Below are 16,536 nucleotides of genomic sequence, written 5' to 3'. Positions count from 1 at the left end.
TTATCCGTTGAATACTTTCTGTAAATTAACCCCGCGCTGCTGAGCAACTGCCAAAGGATCACGCATCTTAGAAAGCGCATCGAAAGTTGCCTTAACCACGTTGTGTGGGTTAGACGAGCCTTTGGACTTGCAAAGTACGTCCTTAATGCCTGCACTCTCAAGTACGGCACGCATCGCACCACCGGCGATTACACCAGTACCGGCTGCAGCTGGCTTCACCAGTACAAAGCCACCAGAGTACTTACCTTCCATTGGGTGAGGAACAGTGCTATGATAGATAGGAACCTTCACAAGGTTTTTCTTAGCGTCGTCGATACCCTTGGCGATGGCGTCAGTTACTTCGTTGGCTTTACCAAGTCCATATCCAACCACGCCGTTACCGTCTCCAACAACCACGATAGCCGCGAAAGAGAATCTTCTACCGCCTTTAACTACCTTGGCAACACGATTAATGGCTACTACTTTCTCCTTCAGCTCGATTTCGCTTGCCTTTACGCTTCGTATATTATTCTTCAACATAATTTTCTAGAATTTAAGGCCAGCCTCACGAGCCGCTTCCGCCAATGATTTAACTTTACCATGATACAGGTAACCAGAGCGATCGAAAACTACTTCAGAGATACCCTTCGAAATTGCTTTCTCAGCGATCTCCTTGCCAATCTGGCTCGCAGTTTCTTTGTTCGCTTTTGCATCATCAAGCTTAACGGAAGAGGCAGCTGCTAGTGTCACACCAGTAGTATCGTCGATCAACTGTGCATAGATCGCCTTGTTGCTGCGAAACACAGATAATCTTGGCCTTGCAGAAGTACCAGAAATTTTATTTCTGATACCTCTCTTAATTCTTAGTCTTCTTGAAATCTTGTTAGTCGACATGATGATGATTATTTAGATGCTGTCTTACCAGCTTTTCTTCTGATAACTTCACCTACAAAGCGGATACCTTTACCTTTGTAAGGCTCTACTTTACGCAGTGATCTGATTTTTGCAGCTACCTGGCCGATCAATTGCTTGTCGTTAGACTCCAATGTGATAACCGGAGACTTACCTTTTTCCGTAACAGCTGTTGCAGTTACTTCATCAGGCAGGCCAAGGTATATGTTATGCGAGTAACCAAGCGCAAGCTCAAGAACACCATTCTGAACAGTAGCTTTGTAACCAACACCTACTAATTCAAGTTGCTCTTTGTAACCCTCGCTCACACCTACTACCATGTTGTTGATCAGCGAGCGGTACAAACCATGCATCGCCTTATGGCGCTTCTGCTCTGTTGGGCGCTCTACCACCAATTGGTTGTCCTGCTGCTTCACGATCATATCTTTGTCTACCGGGGTAGACAAAGATCCTTTCGGTCCTTTCACAGTAACCACGTTGTTATCAGCAACGGATACTTCGATGTTGTTAGGCAGGCTGATGGGCAATTTTCCTATACGTGACATTGTCTATCCTCCTAATTAATAAACGTAACATAATACCTCGCCACCAATCTTCAGTGACTTAGCTTCTTTCTCTGTCATTACGCCCTGAGAAGTAGACAATATCGCGATACCTAACCCGTTAAGTACACGAGGAAGGTTCTCACTTCCGGCGTATTTACGAAGCCCTGGCTTACTTACCCTGTCCAGTTTCACAATAGCAGACTGCTTAGTGTTAGGGTTGTACTTCAGAGCTATCTTGATTGTACCTTGTACCGCAGAGTCATCAAATTTATAACTCTGGATGTACCCTTTGTCGTACAATACTTTAGTAATCTCTTTCTTTATGTTGCTAGATGGTATTTCAACTATCCTGTGGTTCGCCTTGATAGCGTTACGCACTCTAGTTAAATAATCTGCTATTGGATCTGTGTTCATTATGAAAACTCTATAATAATGAATGCTTTATCTAAGCGAGGGGCAAAGATACAAATATCTTTTCGTTTTTCTTACCGAGTAAGAAAAAAATTACCAGCTCGACTTTGTAACACCAGGAATTTTACCAGCAGAAGCAAGCTCTCTGAAAAGTACACGAGAAATACCAAACTTTCTCATATATCCTCTTGGTCGGCCTGACAGTTTGCAACGATTGTGCAACCTTACTGGAGAAGCGTTACGTGGCAACTTATCAAGTGCCTCGTAATCTCCGCTAGCTTTCAATTCGGCTCTTTTAGTAGCGTACTTCGCTACCAGCTTCTGTCTCTTAAGCTCTCTGGCTTTAACTGATTCTTTTGCCATTTTCTTATTTGTTAATGTTAACGAAAGGCATGCCGAATGCTTTTAACAGCTCATAGCTCTCCTCATCTGTGTTAGCAGTAGTTACAAACGTGATGTCCATACCTGTGATGGCTTTCACCTTGTCGATACTGATTTCAGGGAAGATAATCTGCTCTTTTACACCAAGTGTATAGTTTCCGCGACCATCAAAGCCTTTTTCGTTCACACCTCTGAAGTCACGAACACGTGGAAGGGCGATTGTCAACAAACGATCCAGGAATTCATACATTTTCTCACCACGAAGCGTTACGCGGGCGCCAATTGGCATACCCTCGCGCAGCTTGAAGTTTGAAACTGATTTCTTGGCGATTGTCGCAACAGCCTTCTGGCCGGTGATGGTAGTAAGCTCCTCTACGCCGATGTCCACCAACTTCTTGTCAGCAACGGCAGCGCCGATACCTTTGTTGATAGAGATCTTTGTAAGCTTAGGCACCTGCATGATGTTCTTGTATTGGAACTTCTCCTTTAAGGCAGGCACTACCTCGTTCTCGTATTTTTCTTTAAATCTTGTAGTTGCCATCTTAGATAACCTCTCCTGTCTTTTTAGAGTAACGCTCTGTTTTACCTTCGCTGTTCTTACGCTTCGCAGTCTTCGTTGTCTCACCTGACTTAGGGTCAACAAGTGCTACGTTGCTAGCGTGAATAGGAGCTTCTACCTGGCTGATGCCACCCTGTGGGTTTTTGGCGCTAGGCTTAGCGTGCTTTGTCACTAAGTTTAGCCCTTCGATAGTTACTCTCTGCTTATCTGCATTCACAGCGATAATACGGCCTGTCTTGCCGCGCTCGTCTCCGGCAATTACTTTAACTGTATCGCCAGTCTTTACATGAAGTTTTTTCTTATTCATTTTAATCTGAATTTTAGGTTATAGAACTTCAGGTGCTAACGAAACAATTTTCATGAATTGCTTTTCACGAAGTTCACGGGCTACTGGTCCGAAAATACGGGTACCGCGTGGCTCATTGTTTGCATTTAGAAGAACGGCAGCGTTGTCGTCAAAACGGATATAAGATCCGTCTTTTCTTCTAACCTCTTTCTTTGTTCTTACAATAACTGCTTTAGAAACAGTTCCTTTTTTAACGTTACCAGAAGAAAGAGCTGATTTTACAGTCACAACGATTCTATCTCCGATAGAAGCGTATTTCTTACCAGTACCACCTAACACACGGATGCAAAGAACTTCTTTGGCACCGCTGTTATCAGCTACACTTAGTCTTGATTCCTGCTGTATCATTTTATTTAGCTCTTTCTATTATTTCTACTAAACGCCAGTTCTTGTTCTTGCTCAACGGACGGGTTTCCTGAATGCGAACAACGTCTCCGATGTTGCAGTCATTATTCTCGTCATGCGCCATGAACTTGGTAGACTTGTTTAGAAACTTACCGTAGATCGGGTGTTTCATCTTGCTTTCCACCAGTACAGTGATAGATTTGTTCATCTTATTGCTAACAACCTTACCACTTCTTTCTTTTCTTAGATTTCTCTCTTCCATGATTTAATTAAGTGTTAGGAGTTAGCTTGTAAATCACGACTGTGAAGCTCCGTGTTGAGGCGAGCAATGGTACGCTTGGCCTCACGGATTTTCATTGGGTTCTCCAACGGAGATATAGCATGTGCAAAACGCAGGTTCTGCATGTTGGAGCGCTCAGTGTTTAGCTTTTCCTTCAGCTCTTCTGAAGACAAAGCCTTGATCTCTGAATTTTTCATTTTCTATTTCTCAACGTAATCTCTACGTACTACAAATTTTGATTTGACTGGCAGCTTCTGGGCTGCTAATCGCAATGACTCTCTGGCAACATCCAAAGTAACGCCATCAGACTCGAACATGATCGTTCCTGGCTTCACAACGGCTACCCAATACTCTGGGGAACCCTTACCCTTACCCATTCGAACCTCTGCAGGCTTCTTGGTAATAGGCTTGTCAGGGAAGATACGAATCCACACTTGTCCTTCACGCTTCATAGCTCTTGTCATTGCGATACGGGCGGCCTCAATCTGACGGCTCGTGATCCAAGATGCTTCCAGCGATTTTATTGCAAATGAACCGAACGAAATGGTGCTGCCTCTATGAGCCAGACCCTTTACGCGGCCTTTTTGCATTTTTCTATATTTAGTTCTTTTAGGCTGTAACATTTTCTAAAATCGTAATAATGTTATCAATCGATTACTGACGTGGTTTGCCACTTCTACGTGGACCACCGCCAGCACCATCCGCTTTCTTGTTTCGGTTGCCGCCGCCACCGCGTCGGTCGTTACCGCCACGTCTGTCACCACCACCAGCACCTGGTCCGGATCCTTTGCCGCTTTCTAAGCCAGCATTTGGCGTAAGGTCTTTCTTACCGTAAACCTCGCCTTTGAAGATCCAAACTTTGATACCAAGCTTGCCATATACGGTCTGTGCTTCAGACAGTGCATAGTCGATGTCTGCGCGAAGCGTGTGCAAAGGAGTTCTACCCTCTTTGTAATGCTCCGTTCTTGCCATCTCAGCACCGCCTAAACGGCCAGATACCTGCACCTTGATACCTTCAGCACCTACACGCAGAGCAGAAGCGATTGCCTGCTTCATCGCACGACGGAAAGAGATACGGGCCTGCAGCTGCTGGGCGATAGACTCACCCACTAGCTTAGCATCAAGCTCAGGGCGCTTAATCTCAAAGATATTGATCTGAATATCCTTGTTTGTAAGCTTCTTAAGCTCTTCCTTGATCTTATCTACTTCCTGGCCGCCTTTACCGATAACCACACCCGGACGGGCCGTGTTGATCGTGATGGTGATGCGCTTAAGCGTTCTCTCAATAATGATTTTAGAAATGCCGCCTTTAGGAATACGCGCTAATATGTATTTTCTGATTTTTTCGTCCTCGATCAGCTTCTCAGCGAAATCTTTGCCGCCATACCAGTTAGAATCCCAACCTTTGATAATGCCGAGTCGAAAACCGATTGGATTTACTTTCTGTCCCATTTCTTACTTGTTGGCTTTTTTAGATTTCTTTGATTGCTGTTCCAGTTGCTCCTCAGTCAGGCTGTCAATCACCACGGTCACGTGGTTAGAGCGCTTTCTGATGCGGTATCCGCGTCCTTGTGGGGCCGGGCGCAAACGCTTCAGCATCTTGCCTTCATCCACAAAGATCTCTTTTACATAGAGGTTTGCATCTTCGATGCGTGCGTCCTCATTCTTCTGCTGCCAGTTAGACAGGGCAGAAAGAAGAAGCTTCTCTAATCTTTCTGAGCCTGAGTTAGCCTCAAACTTCAGAAGGTTCAGGGCTCTTGATACGCTCTTGCCACGGATCAAGCCAGCTACTAATCTCATTTTGCGAGGAGAAGTAGGTACGTTTTTTAGTTTTGCTACTGCTTCCATGATTATCGCTTGCCTTTATCTTTTTTAGCAACGTGACCTCGGAAGTTTCTGGTTGGGGCAAACTCACCGAGTTTGTGTCCTACCATGTTTTCCGTCACATATACCGGAATAAATTTATTGCCATTGTGCACTGCAAACGTGTGGCCAACGAAATCCGGAGAAATCATTGATCTACGAGACCAAGTCTTAATCACAGACTTTTTACCCGCCTCGTTCATTACAGTCACTTTCTTCTCGAGCCTAAAGTCAATATAAGGCCCTTTTTTTAATGATCTAGCCATTTATTTTTTCTTACCTCTGTTAACAATAAGCTGTTCAGAATACTTATTCTTGTTTCTTGTCTTAAGACCTTTAGAATACAGGCCTTTACGTGAGCGTGGGTGACCGCCTGAAGACTTACCTTCACCACCACCCATAGGGTGATCGACAGGGTTCATGGCAACACCACGTACGCGAGGACGCTTACCTAACCATCTGTTACGTCCGGCTTTTCCAAGCTTCACGTTCATGTGGTCAGAGTTAGAAACAGTACCCACAGTAGCTGAACAGTTCACCAACACCATTCTCAGTTCGCCTGATGGCAATTTGATGGTCGCATAACGACCCTCGCGTGCTACCAGCTGTGCGTAAGAACCGGCACTACGTGCAAGGATCGCGCCAGCACCTGGCTGCAACTCGATGTTGTGGATGATTGTACCTAGAGGTATATCAGATAAAGGAAGGCAGTTACCAACCTCAGGAGCGATGCCTGGGCCAGAGTTAACCACGGTACCCACTTGGAGTCCGGCAGGAGCAATGATGTATGCTTTAACGCCGTCAACGTAATGCAACAAAGCGATGCGGGCAGTTCTGTTTGGATCGTACTCGATCGTCTTTACAGTTGCAGGTACGCCGTGCTTGGTACGCTTGAAGTCTATAACCCGGTATTTCTTCTTATGGCCACCGCCTGTATAGCGCATGGTCATTCTACCAGAGTCATTGCGTCCACCAGATTTTTTGATAGGTGCCAACAAAGATTTTTCAGGAGTGCTTGCCGTGATTTCATCAAAGGCAGGGGCTACTCTAAATCTTTGACCTGGTGTTGTTGGTCTTAGTTTTTTTAAAGCCATTTTAACTTAATTATATTCCGCTGTAAAAGTCGATAACTTCACCCTCTTTCAGGGTTACAATTGCTTTTTTAGTCAGAGATGTACGGCCAGAAACGGCGCCAGACTTCGTATACTTCGTCTTCACTTTACCAAGAGAGCGCATGGTAGCCACTTTCTCTACAGTTACGCCGTATAGCTTCTCGATCTCTTTTCTGATCTCTACTTTGTTGGCGTTTCTGTGCACCTCAAAAGCATATTTGCCTACCTCGTTCAGGGCCGCAAACTTCTCAGTGATAATTGGTCTCTTCAGAATGCTCATTATTTCGCGCTTAAGAGGTTTTCTAATACATTAACTGACTCCTCTACTAGCAACAGTTTCTCTGTGTTCAGCAGATCGTATGTATTCACGTCGCTAGCTGTAGAGATCTTAACTTTTGACAGGTTACGCCCGGAAAGAACGACATTCTTGTCAGCAGCTGGAAGTAGAATCAACGTCTTGCCTGTTGAGTTCAGGTTGCTCAGGATCCCTTTGAATTCGCTTGTTTTAGGCGCATCCAGGGTGAATGCTTCCACCAACGCTACTTTGTTATCGCGAGCCAATAAAGAAAGCGCTGAAAGACGAGCTGTTCTCTTCAGTTTCTTGTTCAGTTTGAAGCTGTAGTTTCTTGGCTTAGGACCGAAAACACGACCACCTCCAATAAACAAAGGGGCTTTCAAAGAACCGGCACGAGCTCCGCCTGTACCTTTTTGTTTCTTGATCTTCTTTGTAGAACCCGCAATTTCAGCGCGCTCTTTTGACTTGTGCGTACCTTGGCGCTGATTTGCCAGGTATTGCTTCACGTCAAGATACATTGCATGCTCATTTGGCTCAACACCAAACACTGCATCAGAAAGCGTTACCTTTCTGCCTGTATCCTCACCTTTGATATTTAATACAGAAAGCTCCATTTTTATTTCTCAATTAACACGTAAGAATTTTTGGCACCTGGTACAGAGCCACTAACAACCAACAGGTTTTTGTCTGCTACCACACGCAGCACGGTCAAGTTTTCGATCTTCACGCGGTTACCACCCATTCTACCGGCCATTCGCATGCCCTTGAATACGCGTGATGGCCATGAACATGCACCGATTGAACCTGGGTGCCTTGCTCTGTTGTGCTGTCCGTGCGTCTGTCCACCAACACCGGCAAAGTTATGGCGCTTCACAACACCCTGGAAACCTTTACCTTTTGATGTACCTACTACGTCCACGAATTCTCCCTCGATAAACAGATTTACATCTACTGTATCGCCAAGATTCACAGAAAGTCCTTCCGTGTCAAATTCAGCTACTTTTTTCTTTGGAGTTGTGTTAGCTTTCTGGTAGTGTCCGGCCTCTGCCTTCGTTGTTCTCTTAAGCTTCTTCTCGCCATAGCCAAGCTGTACAGCTTCGTAGCCATCCGTTTCGACTGTCTTCACCTGAGTAACTACACATGGGCCAGCTTGAATAAGCGTAACAGGCGTGTATTTACCATCTGCTGTGAAGAGGCTTGTCATTCCGATTTTCTTACCGATAATTCCAGGCATTCAACTTGTTTTTTTAAAAGATGGATATTATTTATAGTATGCCCTCAGTTTTCTAAGGGAGTGCAAAGTTATGAAATTATTTTTTGTTTCAACAACTTTGGTTTAAATTATTTATAAATCATGTAGTTATAAAAAAAAGGAGAACCAGTTTCCCGGTTCTCCTTTTTGGTATGGCTTTGTAGTTTATCAAACTTTGATCTCTACATCAACGCCACTTGGCAATTCTAATTTCATCAGTGCATCTACTGTTTTAGAACTTGTAGAATAGATATCTACTAAACGCTTGTAAGTGCAAAGCTGGAACTGCTCGCGAGATTTCTTGTTCACGTGTGGTGAACGCAATACAGTGAACTTGTCCTTTTCAGTTGGAAGAGGAATTGGTCCGCTTACAATTGCACCTGTGGCTTTTACAGCCTTAACAATCTTCTCAGAAGACTTGTCTACCAGGTTGTGGTCGTAAGACTTAAGTTTTATTCTTATTTTCTGATTCATTTTATACTACTATTTAGCTGCAGTTCCTTTTATTTTGGCAATGATGGCATCTGCTAAGTTCTGCGGTACTTGCTCGTAATGAGAGAAAGTAAGAGAAGCTGTAGCTCTACCAGAAGTGATAGTACGAAGGTCTGTTACGTAACCGAACAGTTCGGAAAGCGGAACGTCAGCCTTCACTACGGTGGAAGTACCTTTCGTGTCCATACCCTTCATCAAACCTCTTCTTCTGTTCAAGTCACCTGTTACCGGACCAGTATACTCATCAGGGGTAACTACGTCTACCGCCATGATCGGCTCAAGAAGACGCGGAGCACATTGCTTACCTGCTTCTTTGAAACCTTGACGCGCAGCCAATTCAAATGACAGGGCATCCGAGTCAACGTCGTGGAATGAACCGTGGAACAGACGCACTTTCATGGAGTCTACTGGGAAGCCTGCCAGGATACCATTCTTCATTGCCTCTTCGAAGCCCTTCTGAATAGCCGGGATGAATTCACGAGGAATCACACCACCTACAATCGCGTTCTCGAACTCGAGGCCTTGCTTGCCATCTTCACGTGGTCCCATGTTGAACACGATGTCGGCAAACTTACCACGACCACCAGACTGCTTCTTGAATACCTCACGGTGCTCAACAGTCTTCGTGATAGTTTCTTTGTAAGCCACCTGCGGTGCACCCTGGTTCAATTCAACCTTAAACTCGCGCTTCATACGGTCGATGATGATCTCCAGGTGAAGCTCACCCATACCTCTTAGGATTGTCTGACCAGTCTCCTCGTCAGTGTTTACCTGCAGGGTTGGATCTTCCTCAACCAGTTTTGCGATAGCCATACCCATCTTATCTGAGTCAGCCTGCGTCTTAGGCTCGATCGCGTATCCGATCACCGGCTCTGGGAACTCCATAGACTCCAGAACGATCTTTGCGCTTTGGTCGCACAGGGTATCGCCTGTCTTGATGTCTTTGAAGCCTACTACCGCCGCGATGTCACCGGCAGCCAGTCTTTCGATCTGGTTCTGCTTGTTAGCATGCATCTGGAAGATACGGGAGATACGCTCTTTGTTACCTGAACGAGTGTTGAAGATGTATGAACCTGACTCCAACACACCTGAATAGGCACGTACGAAGCAAAGGCGACCTACATAAGGGTCAGTAGCGATTTTGAAAGCAAGACCAGCGAATGGCTCTGTCTCACTTGGCTTACGCTTCACCTCTTCACCTGTATCCGGGTTGATACCTGAGATGCTTTCTTTGTCCATCGGTGACGGGCACAATGCCATCACGTAGTCAAGCATCGTCTGTACGCCTTTGTTCTTGAAAGAAGAACCGCACAGCATCGGCACAATGGCCATATCAATAGTTGCGGCACGAAGGGCAGCGATAATCTCGTCTTCAGAGATTGACTCCGGATCTTCGAAGTATTTCTCCATCAGCGTCTCGTCGTACTCGGCTACTGCTTCCAGTAGTTTCTCTCTGTACTCAGCCGCTTCTTCTACCATGTCATCCGGAATCGGAACTTCGGTAAAGGTCATTCCTTTATCCTCTTCGTTCCAGATGATACCACGGTTATTAACCAGGTCAACCACACCGCGGAAGTTGTCTTCACCACCGATTGGCAATTGAAGGGCAACCGCGTTGCTTCCTAGCATTTCTTTCACCTGCTTACAAACAGCAAGGAAGTCAGCACCAGAACGGTCCATCTTGTTAACGAAACCGATACGGGCAACTTTGTAGTTGTCAGCAAGGCGCCAGTTAGTCTCAGACTGTGGCTCTACACCATCAACCGCACTGAAAAGGAATACCAGACCGTCCAATACGCGAAGTGATCTGTTCACCTCTACTGTAAAGTCTACGTGACCTGGTGTGTCTATAATGTTGATATGATAGTCTTGTCCTCGGTAAGGCCATTTTACTGTAGTGGCAGCAGAGGTAATGGTGATACCACGCTCCTGCTCCTGCTCCATCCAGTCCATTGTGGCTGCCCCATCATGTACCTCACCAATTTTGTGGCTTACACCAGCATAATATAGAATACGCTCAGTCGTAGTGGTCTTACCTGCATCGATGTGCGCGGCAATACCAATATTTCTTGTGTATTTTAAGTCTCTAGTTGCCATTATTAGAATCTAAAGTGTGAGAATGCTTTGTTTGCTTCTGCCATTCTGTGCGTATCGTCTTTCTTCTTCACGGCAGCACCTTCACCTTTAGCAGCAGCAATAATCTCCCCTGCTAATCTGTCTTTCATTGTCTTCTCGCCTCTTTTGCGAGCGTAAGATATCATCCACTTGATACCTAGAGATACTCTGCGGTCCGGACGAACCTCAGTCGGCACTTGGAATGTAGCTCCTCCTACACGGCGGCTTTTAACCTCTACGCTTGGCATGATGTTATTCAGTGCCTTCTTCCAGGTTTCAAGACCGTTTTCCTTTGTTCTTTGCTCTACTATTTCTACAGCGTCGTAGAAGATTCCGTAAGCAACACTTTTCTTTCCGTCTTCCATCATGTAGTTAACGAAACGTGTTACTAAGGTCTCTTTGTATTTTGGATCAGGAAGGAGAATTCTACTTTTAGGCTTTGCTTTTCTCATTGTATTTGTACTCTATGAATTATCGTTTTTTACCTTTTGTAGGAGCTGCAACCTGACCTGGTTTCGGACGCTTGGCACCGTACTTAGAACGTGACTGAAGACGGCCGCTTACACCAGCTGTATCCAACGCTCCACGCACGATATGATATCGCACACCCGGAAGGTCTTTTACTCTACCACCTCTGATGAGCACAATCGAGTGCTCCTGCAGGTTGTGGCCTTCACCTGGTATATAGGCGTTAACTTCTTTACCGTTCGTTAATCTTACCCTGGCCACTTTACGCATGGCAGAGTTTGGCTTCTTAGGCGTTGTCGTATATACTCTTGTACATACGCCACGACGCTGTGGGCATGAATCTAGGGCTGGAGACTTCGATTTCGAAGTTAGTTTCTCTCTTCCCTTTCTTACTAATTGCTGTATAGTAGGCATTTACAATCTGTTAATTATAGATTTTTTCTACTTGAAAATTTGGACTGCAAAGGTATACATTTACCCTTGCAATTTCAAAATTTTAATTGACTAATTATTAGCACCTTAGGCTTCCCCTACCGTTCCGCCAAAGTTCATGGGGAAAGAAGGGGCCTCTTGGGCATGCTTGATCTCGCCGAAGCTGTCCTCATATTTCTTGATGTTATCGGCCAGAGCAGCCAATAATCGCTTGGCGTGCTCCGGCGTGATAACAACTCTTGATTTGACTTTTGCTTTTGGCAGACCTGGCATCAATCGGATAAAATCGATCACAAACTCGCTGCTGGAATGGGCAATCATTGCTAAGTTGGCGTACTGGCCTTCCGCTACTTCTTCCGATAGCTCGATGTTAATCTGATTCTGCTGTTGCTGATCTTCTGCCATGCCTCAATTATTTATTCTGCAGTTCCTGCTGTCTCTTGGTTGTCGCTTTCTTCGACTCCACCAACGCATCATATTCATCCTGGCTTCCTACGATCAGTTTCTGGTAGTCTCTCAGACCAGTACCGGCAGGGATCAGGTGTCCTACAATCACGTTTTCTTTCAGACCGAGCAACTCATCCGCCTTACCTTTGATAGCCGCTTCGCTCAACACCTTCGTTGTTTCCTGGAAGGATGCAGCTGAGATAAAGCTTTGCGTACCAAGTGATGCCTGGGTTATACCCTGCAGCGTTGGACGAGAGACTGATGGCTGTGCGTCACGCACGGTTACCAGTTTCAGGTCGCGGCGCTTCAGGCTCGAGTTCTCGTCGCGGAGTCTTCTGGCTGTTACAATCTGACCTGGCTTCAGGTTGGCTGAGTCACCTGATTCTTCAACAACTTTCATGTCGATGATGCGGTCGTTCTCCTCCATGAAGGTGATCTTGTCTACTACCTGGTTTTCCAGGAAGCTTGTATCGCCGGCATCCACCACCACAACTTTCTGCATCATCTGGCGAACTACCACCTCAATGTGCTTGTCGTTGATCTTCACACCCTGCAGACGGTATACTTCCTGAATCTCATTCACTAAGTACTCCTGCACTGCACCTGGTCCCTGAATGTTCAGGATATCGGTTGGTGTAATGGCTCCATCAGACAATGGCATACCTGCGCGCACGAAGTCGTTGTCCTGTACCAGGATGTGCTTCGAAAGTGGCACCATGTACTTCTTCTTCACGCCGTCCTTCGACTCGATGAAGATTTCGCGGTTACCACGCTTTACGCTACCGTATGTTACCACACCGTCAATCTCAGACACAACTGCCGGGTTCGATGGGTTACGCGCCTCGAATAGCTCCGTCACACGTGGCAGACCACCTGTAATGTCGCGCGTCTTACCAATTGCACGAGGAATCTTCACTAGGATCTGGCCGGCTTTGATTTTCTCCCCGTTCTCTACTGTAAGGTGTGCTCCCACCGGTATGTTGTAGCCTTTCGACTCGCCATTCTTCGGATTCACCACGATGGCAGGGTTTTGGGTTTTATCTTTTGTATCGATAATCACCTTCTCACGGTAACCTGTCTGCTCATCTGACTCCTCGCGGTAAGTTATACCCTCGATAATCGATTCGTACGTGATCTCACCGTCAAACTCGGAAAGGATAACAGCGTTGTACGGATCCCAATTACAGATCTGTGCGCCTTTCTCGATCGTCTGGCCATCGTTCACGTGCAGGAATGAGCCATACGGAACGTGGTTGCTGATGAGTAATTTGCCTGTGCTTGGATCTACAACTTTCACCTCGCCCGAACGACCCATCACCACTTTAACCGGCTCGCCTTCGTTGTTTACTGTATCCAGTGAACGAACGTCCTCAAACTCGATCTTACCGCCAAACTTGGCGAGGATAGTAGCATCTACCGCGATGTTAGATGCCGTACCACCCACGTGGAATGTACGGAGTGTCAGCTGCGTACCCGGCTCACCGATAGACTGTGCCGCGATAACACCAACAGCCTCACCTTTCTGCACCATAAAGCCTGTTGCCAGGTTACGGCCGTAGCACTTCGCGCAGATTCCGCGCTTAGACTCACAGGTAAGTACCGAACGGATCTCCACAGTTTCGATAGCAGTTTCCTCAATGGCACGTGCTACTTCTTCTGTGATCTCGCCGCCTGACTCAATGATCAGTTCGTTAGAGAGCGGATCGTATACATCATGCACAGTTACGCGACCCAGGATACGCTCAGAAAGCGACTCCACGATATCTTCGTTGTCTTTCAGTGCACTCACCTCCAGGCCACGCAGCGTACCGCAGTCTTCCTCGTTCACAATCACGTCCTGCGATACGTCTACCAGACGACGTGTCAGGTAACCAGCATCCGCAGTCTTAAGGGCTGTATCGGCAAGACCTTTACGAGCACCGTGTGTAGAGATGAAGTACTCGATTACATCCAGACCTTCCTTAAAGTTAGAAAGGATCGGGTTTTCGATAATCTCACCCACAGAACCCTGCAATGACTTCTGAGGCTTGGCCATCAGACCTCGCATACCACCCAGCTGACGGATCTGCTCTCTAGAACCACGGGCTCCTGAGTGCATCATCATGAAGATGGAGTTAAAGCCCTGGTCATCGTTCTCCAGACGGCGCATCAACGTTTCCGTGATCTGGTTGTTGATACGGGTCCAGATATCAATTACCTGGTTGTAACGCTCGTTGTCTGTGATCAGACCCATCGAGTAGTTCTGCCATACAGCGTCAACATCCTTCTTGGCTTGCGCTACAAGAATGTCCTTCTCTTTCGGTATCTGGATATCACCCAGACCCATTGACAGACCACCTTTGTAGGCTGACTGGAATCCAAGTGTCTTAATATCATCCAGGAACTGCGCAGTACGCGCCATACCTGTTTCCTTAAATACACGGGAGATAATCTGCTGAAGCTTCTTCTTCGTCAACAGCTCATCGATGTACCCTACTTCTTCCGGTACGAACTGGTTGAAGATTACACGGCCAGCCACGGTTTCGATTGATTTCGTTACCAGCTCACCCTGCTCATCTCTGATTTTTGTTCTTACCTTGATATAAGCCTGCTTTGACAAGCGGCCTTCGTTGATGGCGATAATCACTTCCTCCGCAGAGTAGAAGCTCATACCCTCACCCGGGATCAGTTCATTTTCTGTCGTGCGCTTTCCTTTGGATACATAGTATAAACCAAGTACCATGTCCTGAGAAGGTACCGCAATCGGTGCACCGTTCGCAGGGTTCAGGATGTTGTGCGACGCTAGCATCAGCATAGAGGCTTCCAGTACAGCAGCAGGTCCGAGTGGAACGTGCACCGCCATCTGGTCACCGTCAAAGTCGGCGTTGAATGCCGTACACACCAATGGGTGCAGCTGAATTGCCTTTCCTTCGATCAGCTTTGGCTGGAACGCCTGAATACCCAATCTGTGGAGCGTAGGAGCACGGTTAAGGAGCACAGGGTGGCCTTTCAGCACGTTCTCCAGAATATCCCAAACAACAGGATCCTTACGGTCTACAATCTTTTTGGCAGACTTCACCGTCTTCACAATGCCTCTTTCGATCAGCTTGCGGATGATGAACGGCTTGAAGAGCTCAGCTGCCATGTTCTTAGGCAGACCGCACTCGTGCAGCTTCAGCTCAGGACCAACCACAATTACCGAACGGCCAGAGTAGTCCACACGTTTACCAAGCAAGTTCTGACGGAAACGTCCCTGCTTACCTTTCAGCATGTCTGAGAGTGACTTTAGCGCACGGTTACCTTCTGCACGAACAGCGTTCACTTTACGTGAGTTATCGAACAGGGAGTCTACCGCTTCCTGCAGCATACGCTTCTCGTTGCGGAGGATTACCTCTGGGGCTTTGATCTCGATCAGACGCTTCAGACGGTTGTTACGGATAATAACGCGTCTGTAAAGGTCGTTCAAGTCAGAAGTCGCGAAACGGCCACCGTCCAATGGAACAAGAGGGCGAAGTTCTGGCGGGATAACAGGCACCATGCGGATGATCATCCACTCTGGTCTGTTCTCGATTCTTGTCGTAGCGTCACGGAAAGCCTCCACAACGCGCAGGCGCTTCAAAGCCTCTGCTTTACGCTGCTGAGAAGTCTCGTGTGCCGCAGCGTGGCGAAGCTCGTATGACAGGTCATCAAGGTTTGTGCGCTCTAACAGCATTTGCAGTGCCTCGGCACCCATCTTGGCGATGAACTTGTTTGGATCGTTATTATCCAACTGCTGGTTCTCGCGCGGAAGTTTGTCTACCATGTCCAGGTACTCATCTTCTGTCAGGAAGTCCAGTGTGTTCACACCGTCTTCTGCCAAAATACCCGGCTGGATTACTGCATATCTTTCGTAATAGATAATCTGGTCAAGCTTCTTGGTAGGTAAGCCCAGCAGATATCCGATTTTGTTCGGAAGTGATTTGAAATACCAGATGTGTGCCACCGGAACTACCAGTTCGATGTGGCCCATGCGCTCACGACGCACTTTTTTCTCGGTCACCTCTACGCCGCAACGGTCGCAGATGATGCCCTTATATCTGATACGCTTGTATTTTCCGCAGTGGCATTCCCAATCCTTTACAGGCCCGAATATTCTTTCGCAGAATAAACCACCCATCTCAGGCTTGTAAGTTCTATAGTTAATGGTCTCAGGCTTTGTCACCTCTCCGTTGGAACGCTCCAGAATGGACTCCGGGGAAGCCAGACTGATCGTTACTTTTGAGAAGTCCTGAGAAAGCTTTTTATTTTTTGCAAATGCCATATTATTAAATAATAATGTCGATA

Annotated in this window: 24 protein-coding genes; all 24 read right to left on the bottom strand. The window is 46.6% G+C overall.

Annotated elements, in window-relative coordinates:
- The 24 genes from rpsE to rpoC all read right to left on the bottom strand — a co-directional run bounded on the left by rpsE (position 1) and on the right by rpoC (position 16,513).
- Positions 1-519 (bottom strand): 30S ribosomal protein S5, encoded by a 519-nt coding sequence (gene rpsE, locus ACXYMU_RS01665; protein WP_458984602.1) that lies wholly within the window; start codon positions 517-519, stop codon positions 1-3.
- 6 nt (positions 520-525) lie between these two features.
- Positions 526-873 (bottom strand): 50S ribosomal protein L18, encoded by a 348-nt coding sequence (gene rplR, locus ACXYMU_RS01660; protein ID WP_458984601.1) that lies wholly within the window; start codon positions 871-873, stop codon positions 526-528.
- Positions 874-881: 8 nt separating this feature from the next.
- Complete coding sequence (gene rplF / locus ACXYMU_RS01655) at positions 882-1,436, bottom strand: 50S ribosomal protein L6 (protein ID WP_458984600.1); 555 nt, start codon at positions 1,434-1,436, stop codon at positions 882-884.
- Between the two features lie 15 nt (positions 1,437-1,451).
- Positions 1,452-1,850, bottom strand: coding sequence for a 30S ribosomal protein S8 (gene rpsH, locus ACXYMU_RS01650; RefSeq protein ID WP_458984599.1), 399 nt, complete (start codon positions 1,848-1,850; stop codon positions 1,452-1,454).
- Positions 1,851-1,940: 90 nt separating this feature from the next.
- Complete coding sequence (gene rpsN / locus ACXYMU_RS01645; protein ID WP_458984598.1) at positions 1,941-2,210, bottom strand: 30S ribosomal protein S14; 270 nt, start codon at positions 2,208-2,210, stop codon at positions 1,941-1,943.
- A gap of 4 nt (positions 2,211-2,214) precedes the next feature.
- The gene (gene rplE / locus ACXYMU_RS01640) at positions 2,215-2,769 is read right to left on the bottom strand and encodes a 50S ribosomal protein L5 (protein WP_458984597.1); all 555 of its coding nucleotides are present in this window, start codon (positions 2,767-2,769) and stop codon (positions 2,215-2,217) included.
- 1 nt (position 2,770) lies between these two features.
- Positions 2,771-3,094 carry a 50S ribosomal protein L24 gene (gene rplX / locus ACXYMU_RS01635; RefSeq protein WP_458984596.1) on the bottom strand — a complete coding sequence of 108 codons (324 nt, stop codon included), beginning with the start codon at positions 3,092-3,094 and terminating at the stop codon, positions 2,771-2,773.
- Positions 3,095-3,112: 18 nt separating this feature from the next.
- Positions 3,113-3,481, bottom strand: a complete 369-nt coding sequence (gene rplN / locus ACXYMU_RS01630) for a 50S ribosomal protein L14 (protein WP_458984595.1) — start codon at positions 3,479-3,481, stop codon at positions 3,113-3,115.
- Position 3,482: 1 nt separating this feature from the next.
- A complete protein-coding gene (rpsQ, locus tag ACXYMU_RS01625; protein WP_458984594.1) occupies positions 3,483-3,740 on the bottom strand; it encodes a 30S ribosomal protein S17 in 258 nt (85 codons plus the stop codon).
- A gap of 14 nt (positions 3,741-3,754) precedes the next feature.
- Complete coding sequence (gene rpmC / locus ACXYMU_RS01620; protein WP_458984593.1) at positions 3,755-3,955, bottom strand: 50S ribosomal protein L29; 201 nt, start codon at positions 3,953-3,955, stop codon at positions 3,755-3,757.
- Positions 3,956-3,958: 3 nt separating this feature from the next.
- Entirely contained in the window at positions 3,959-4,381 is a 423-nt protein-coding gene (gene rplP, locus ACXYMU_RS01615; RefSeq protein WP_458984592.1) for a 50S ribosomal protein L16, read from the bottom strand.
- 31 nt (positions 4,382-4,412) lie between these two features.
- Positions 4,413-5,210 (bottom strand): 30S ribosomal protein S3, encoded by a 798-nt coding sequence (gene rpsC, locus ACXYMU_RS01610; protein ID WP_458984591.1) that lies wholly within the window; start codon positions 5,208-5,210, stop codon positions 4,413-4,415.
- 3 nt (positions 5,211-5,213) lie between these two features.
- On the bottom strand, positions 5,214-5,606 hold the full coding sequence (gene rplV, locus ACXYMU_RS01605; protein WP_458984590.1) for a 50S ribosomal protein L22: 393 nt from the start codon (positions 5,604-5,606) through the stop codon (positions 5,214-5,216).
- A 2-nt stretch (positions 5,607-5,608) separates the two neighbouring features.
- The gene (rpsS, locus tag ACXYMU_RS01600; RefSeq protein WP_241643222.1) at positions 5,609-5,887 is read right to left on the bottom strand and encodes a 30S ribosomal protein S19; all 279 of its coding nucleotides are present in this window, start codon (positions 5,885-5,887) and stop codon (positions 5,609-5,611) included.
- Positions 5,888-6,715: a 50S ribosomal protein L2 gene (rplB, locus tag ACXYMU_RS01595; protein WP_458984589.1), complete on the bottom strand. Its 828-nt coding sequence runs from the start codon at positions 6,713-6,715 to the stop codon at positions 5,888-5,890.
- Between the two features lie 10 nt (positions 6,716-6,725).
- On the bottom strand, positions 6,726-7,013 hold the full coding sequence (gene rplW / locus ACXYMU_RS01590; RefSeq protein WP_458984588.1) for a 50S ribosomal protein L23: 288 nt from the start codon (positions 7,011-7,013) through the stop codon (positions 6,726-6,728).
- Positions 7,013-7,642: a 50S ribosomal protein L4 gene (rplD, locus tag ACXYMU_RS01585; RefSeq protein ID WP_458984587.1), complete on the bottom strand. Its 630-nt coding sequence runs from the start codon at positions 7,640-7,642 to the stop codon at positions 7,013-7,015. Before rplD ends, rplW begins: the two co-directional genes overlap by 1 nt.
- A gap of 2 nt (positions 7,643-7,644) precedes the next feature.
- Complete coding sequence (rplC, locus tag ACXYMU_RS01580) at positions 7,645-8,262, bottom strand: 50S ribosomal protein L3 (RefSeq protein WP_458984586.1); 618 nt, start codon at positions 8,260-8,262, stop codon at positions 7,645-7,647.
- A gap of 186 nt (positions 8,263-8,448) precedes the next feature.
- Positions 8,449-8,754 (bottom strand): 30S ribosomal protein S10, encoded by a 306-nt coding sequence (gene rpsJ, locus ACXYMU_RS01575; protein WP_007654312.1) that lies wholly within the window; start codon positions 8,752-8,754, stop codon positions 8,449-8,451.
- Between the two features lie 9 nt (positions 8,755-8,763).
- On the bottom strand, positions 8,764-10,869 hold the full coding sequence (gene fusA, locus ACXYMU_RS01570; protein ID WP_458984585.1) for an elongation factor G: 2,106 nt from the start codon (positions 10,867-10,869) through the stop codon (positions 8,764-8,766).
- A 2-nt stretch (positions 10,870-10,871) separates the two neighbouring features.
- Positions 10,872-11,339, bottom strand: a complete 468-nt coding sequence (gene rpsG, locus ACXYMU_RS01565) for a 30S ribosomal protein S7 (RefSeq protein WP_458984584.1) — start codon at positions 11,337-11,339, stop codon at positions 10,872-10,874.
- A gap of 19 nt (positions 11,340-11,358) precedes the next feature.
- Positions 11,359-11,769 carry a 30S ribosomal protein S12 gene (rpsL, locus tag ACXYMU_RS01560; RefSeq protein ID WP_458984583.1) on the bottom strand — a complete coding sequence of 137 codons (411 nt, stop codon included), beginning with the start codon at positions 11,767-11,769 and terminating at the stop codon, positions 11,359-11,361.
- A 105-nt stretch (positions 11,770-11,874) separates the two neighbouring features.
- A complete protein-coding gene (locus ACXYMU_RS01555; protein WP_458984582.1) occupies positions 11,875-12,192 on the bottom strand; it encodes a DUF3467 domain-containing protein in 318 nt (105 codons plus the stop codon).
- Between the two features lie 7 nt (positions 12,193-12,199).
- On the bottom strand, positions 12,200-16,513 hold the full coding sequence (rpoC, locus tag ACXYMU_RS01550) for a DNA-directed RNA polymerase subunit beta' (RefSeq protein WP_458984581.1): 4,314 nt from the start codon (positions 16,511-16,513) through the stop codon (positions 12,200-12,202).
- Positions 16,514-16,536 lie beyond the last annotated feature (23 nt).

It is taken from the genome of Pontibacter sp. CAU 1760 (assembly GCF_054482735.1).
This window is presented reverse-complemented; position numbering and strand designations above follow the sequence as displayed.

Excerpts from the sequence above, each read along its gene's own strand:
- rpoC (WP_458984581.1), bottom strand. The coding sequence starts at position 16,513 with ATGGCATTTGCAAAAAATAAAAAGCTTTCTCAGGACTTCTCAAAAGTA.
- rpsL (WP_458984583.1), bottom strand. The coding sequence starts at position 11,769 with ATGCCTACTATACAGCAATTAGTAAGAAAGGGAAGAGAGAAACTAACT.
- rplW (WP_458984588.1), bottom strand. The coding sequence starts at position 7,013 with ATGAGCATTCTGAAGAGACCAATTATCACTGAGAAGTTTGCGGCCCTG.
- rpsQ (WP_458984594.1), bottom strand. The coding sequence starts at position 3,740 with ATGGAAGAGAGAAATCTAAGAAAAGAAAGAAGTGGTAAGGTTGTTAGC.
- rplX (WP_458984596.1), bottom strand. The coding sequence starts at position 3,094 with ATGAATAAGAAAAAACTTCATGTAAAGACTGGCGATACAGTTAAAGTA.
- fusA (WP_458984585.1), bottom strand. The coding sequence starts at position 10,869 with ATGGCAACTAGAGACTTAAAATACACAAGAAATATTGGTATTGCCGCG.
- rplP (WP_458984592.1), bottom strand. The coding sequence starts at position 4,381 with ATGTTACAGCCTAAAAGAACTAAATATAGAAAAATGCAAAAAGGCCGC.
- rplE (WP_458984597.1), bottom strand. The coding sequence starts at position 2,769 with ATGGCAACTACAAGATTTAAAGAAAAATACGAGAACGAGGTAGTGCCT.
- rpsJ (WP_007654312.1), bottom strand. The coding sequence starts at position 8,754 with ATGAATCAGAAAATAAGAATAAAACTTAAGTCTTACGACCACAACCTG.
- rpsS (WP_241643222.1), bottom strand. The coding sequence starts at position 5,887 with ATGGCTAGATCATTAAAAAAAGGGCCTTATATTGACTTTAGGCTCGAG.
- rpsC (WP_458984591.1), bottom strand. The coding sequence starts at position 5,210 with ATGGGACAGAAAGTAAATCCAATCGGTTTTCGACTCGGCATTATCAAA.
- rpsE (WP_458984602.1), bottom strand. The coding sequence starts at position 519 with ATGTTGAAGAATAATATACGAAGCGTAAAGGCAAGCGAAATCGAGCTG.
- rpsN (WP_458984598.1), bottom strand. The coding sequence starts at position 2,210 with ATGGCAAAAGAATCAGTTAAAGCCAGAGAGCTTAAGAGACAGAAGCTG.
- rplC (WP_458984586.1), bottom strand. The coding sequence starts at position 8,262 with ATGCCTGGAATTATCGGTAAGAAAATCGGAATGACAAGCCTCTTCACA.
- rplD (WP_458984587.1), bottom strand. The coding sequence starts at position 7,642 with ATGGAGCTTTCTGTATTAAATATCAAAGGTGAGGATACAGGCAGAAAG.
- rplB (WP_458984589.1), bottom strand. The coding sequence starts at position 6,715 with ATGGCTTTAAAAAAACTAAGACCAACAACACCAGGTCAAAGATTTAGA.
- rpmC (WP_458984593.1), bottom strand. The coding sequence starts at position 3,955 with ATGAAAAATTCAGAGATCAAGGCTTTGTCTTCAGAAGAGCTGAAGGAA.
- ACXYMU_RS01555 (WP_458984582.1), bottom strand. The coding sequence starts at position 12,192 with ATGGCAGAAGATCAGCAACAGCAGAATCAGATTAACATCGAGCTATCG.
- rpsH (WP_458984599.1), bottom strand. The coding sequence starts at position 1,850 with ATGAACACAGATCCAATAGCAGATTATTTAACTAGAGTGCGTAACGCT.
- rplV (WP_458984590.1), bottom strand. The coding sequence starts at position 5,606 with ATGGAAGCAGTAGCAAAACTAAAAAACGTACCTACTTCTCCTCGCAAA.
- rpsG (WP_458984584.1), bottom strand. The coding sequence starts at position 11,339 with ATGAGAAAAGCAAAGCCTAAAAGTAGAATTCTCCTTCCTGATCCAAAA.
- rplR (WP_458984601.1), bottom strand. The coding sequence starts at position 873 with ATGTCGACTAACAAGATTTCAAGAAGACTAAGAATTAAGAGAGGTATC.
- rplF (WP_458984600.1), bottom strand. The coding sequence starts at position 1,436 with ATGTCACGTATAGGAAAATTGCCCATCAGCCTGCCTAACAACATCGAA.
- rplN (WP_458984595.1), bottom strand. The coding sequence starts at position 3,481 with ATGATACAGCAGGAATCAAGACTAAGTGTAGCTGATAACAGCGGTGCC.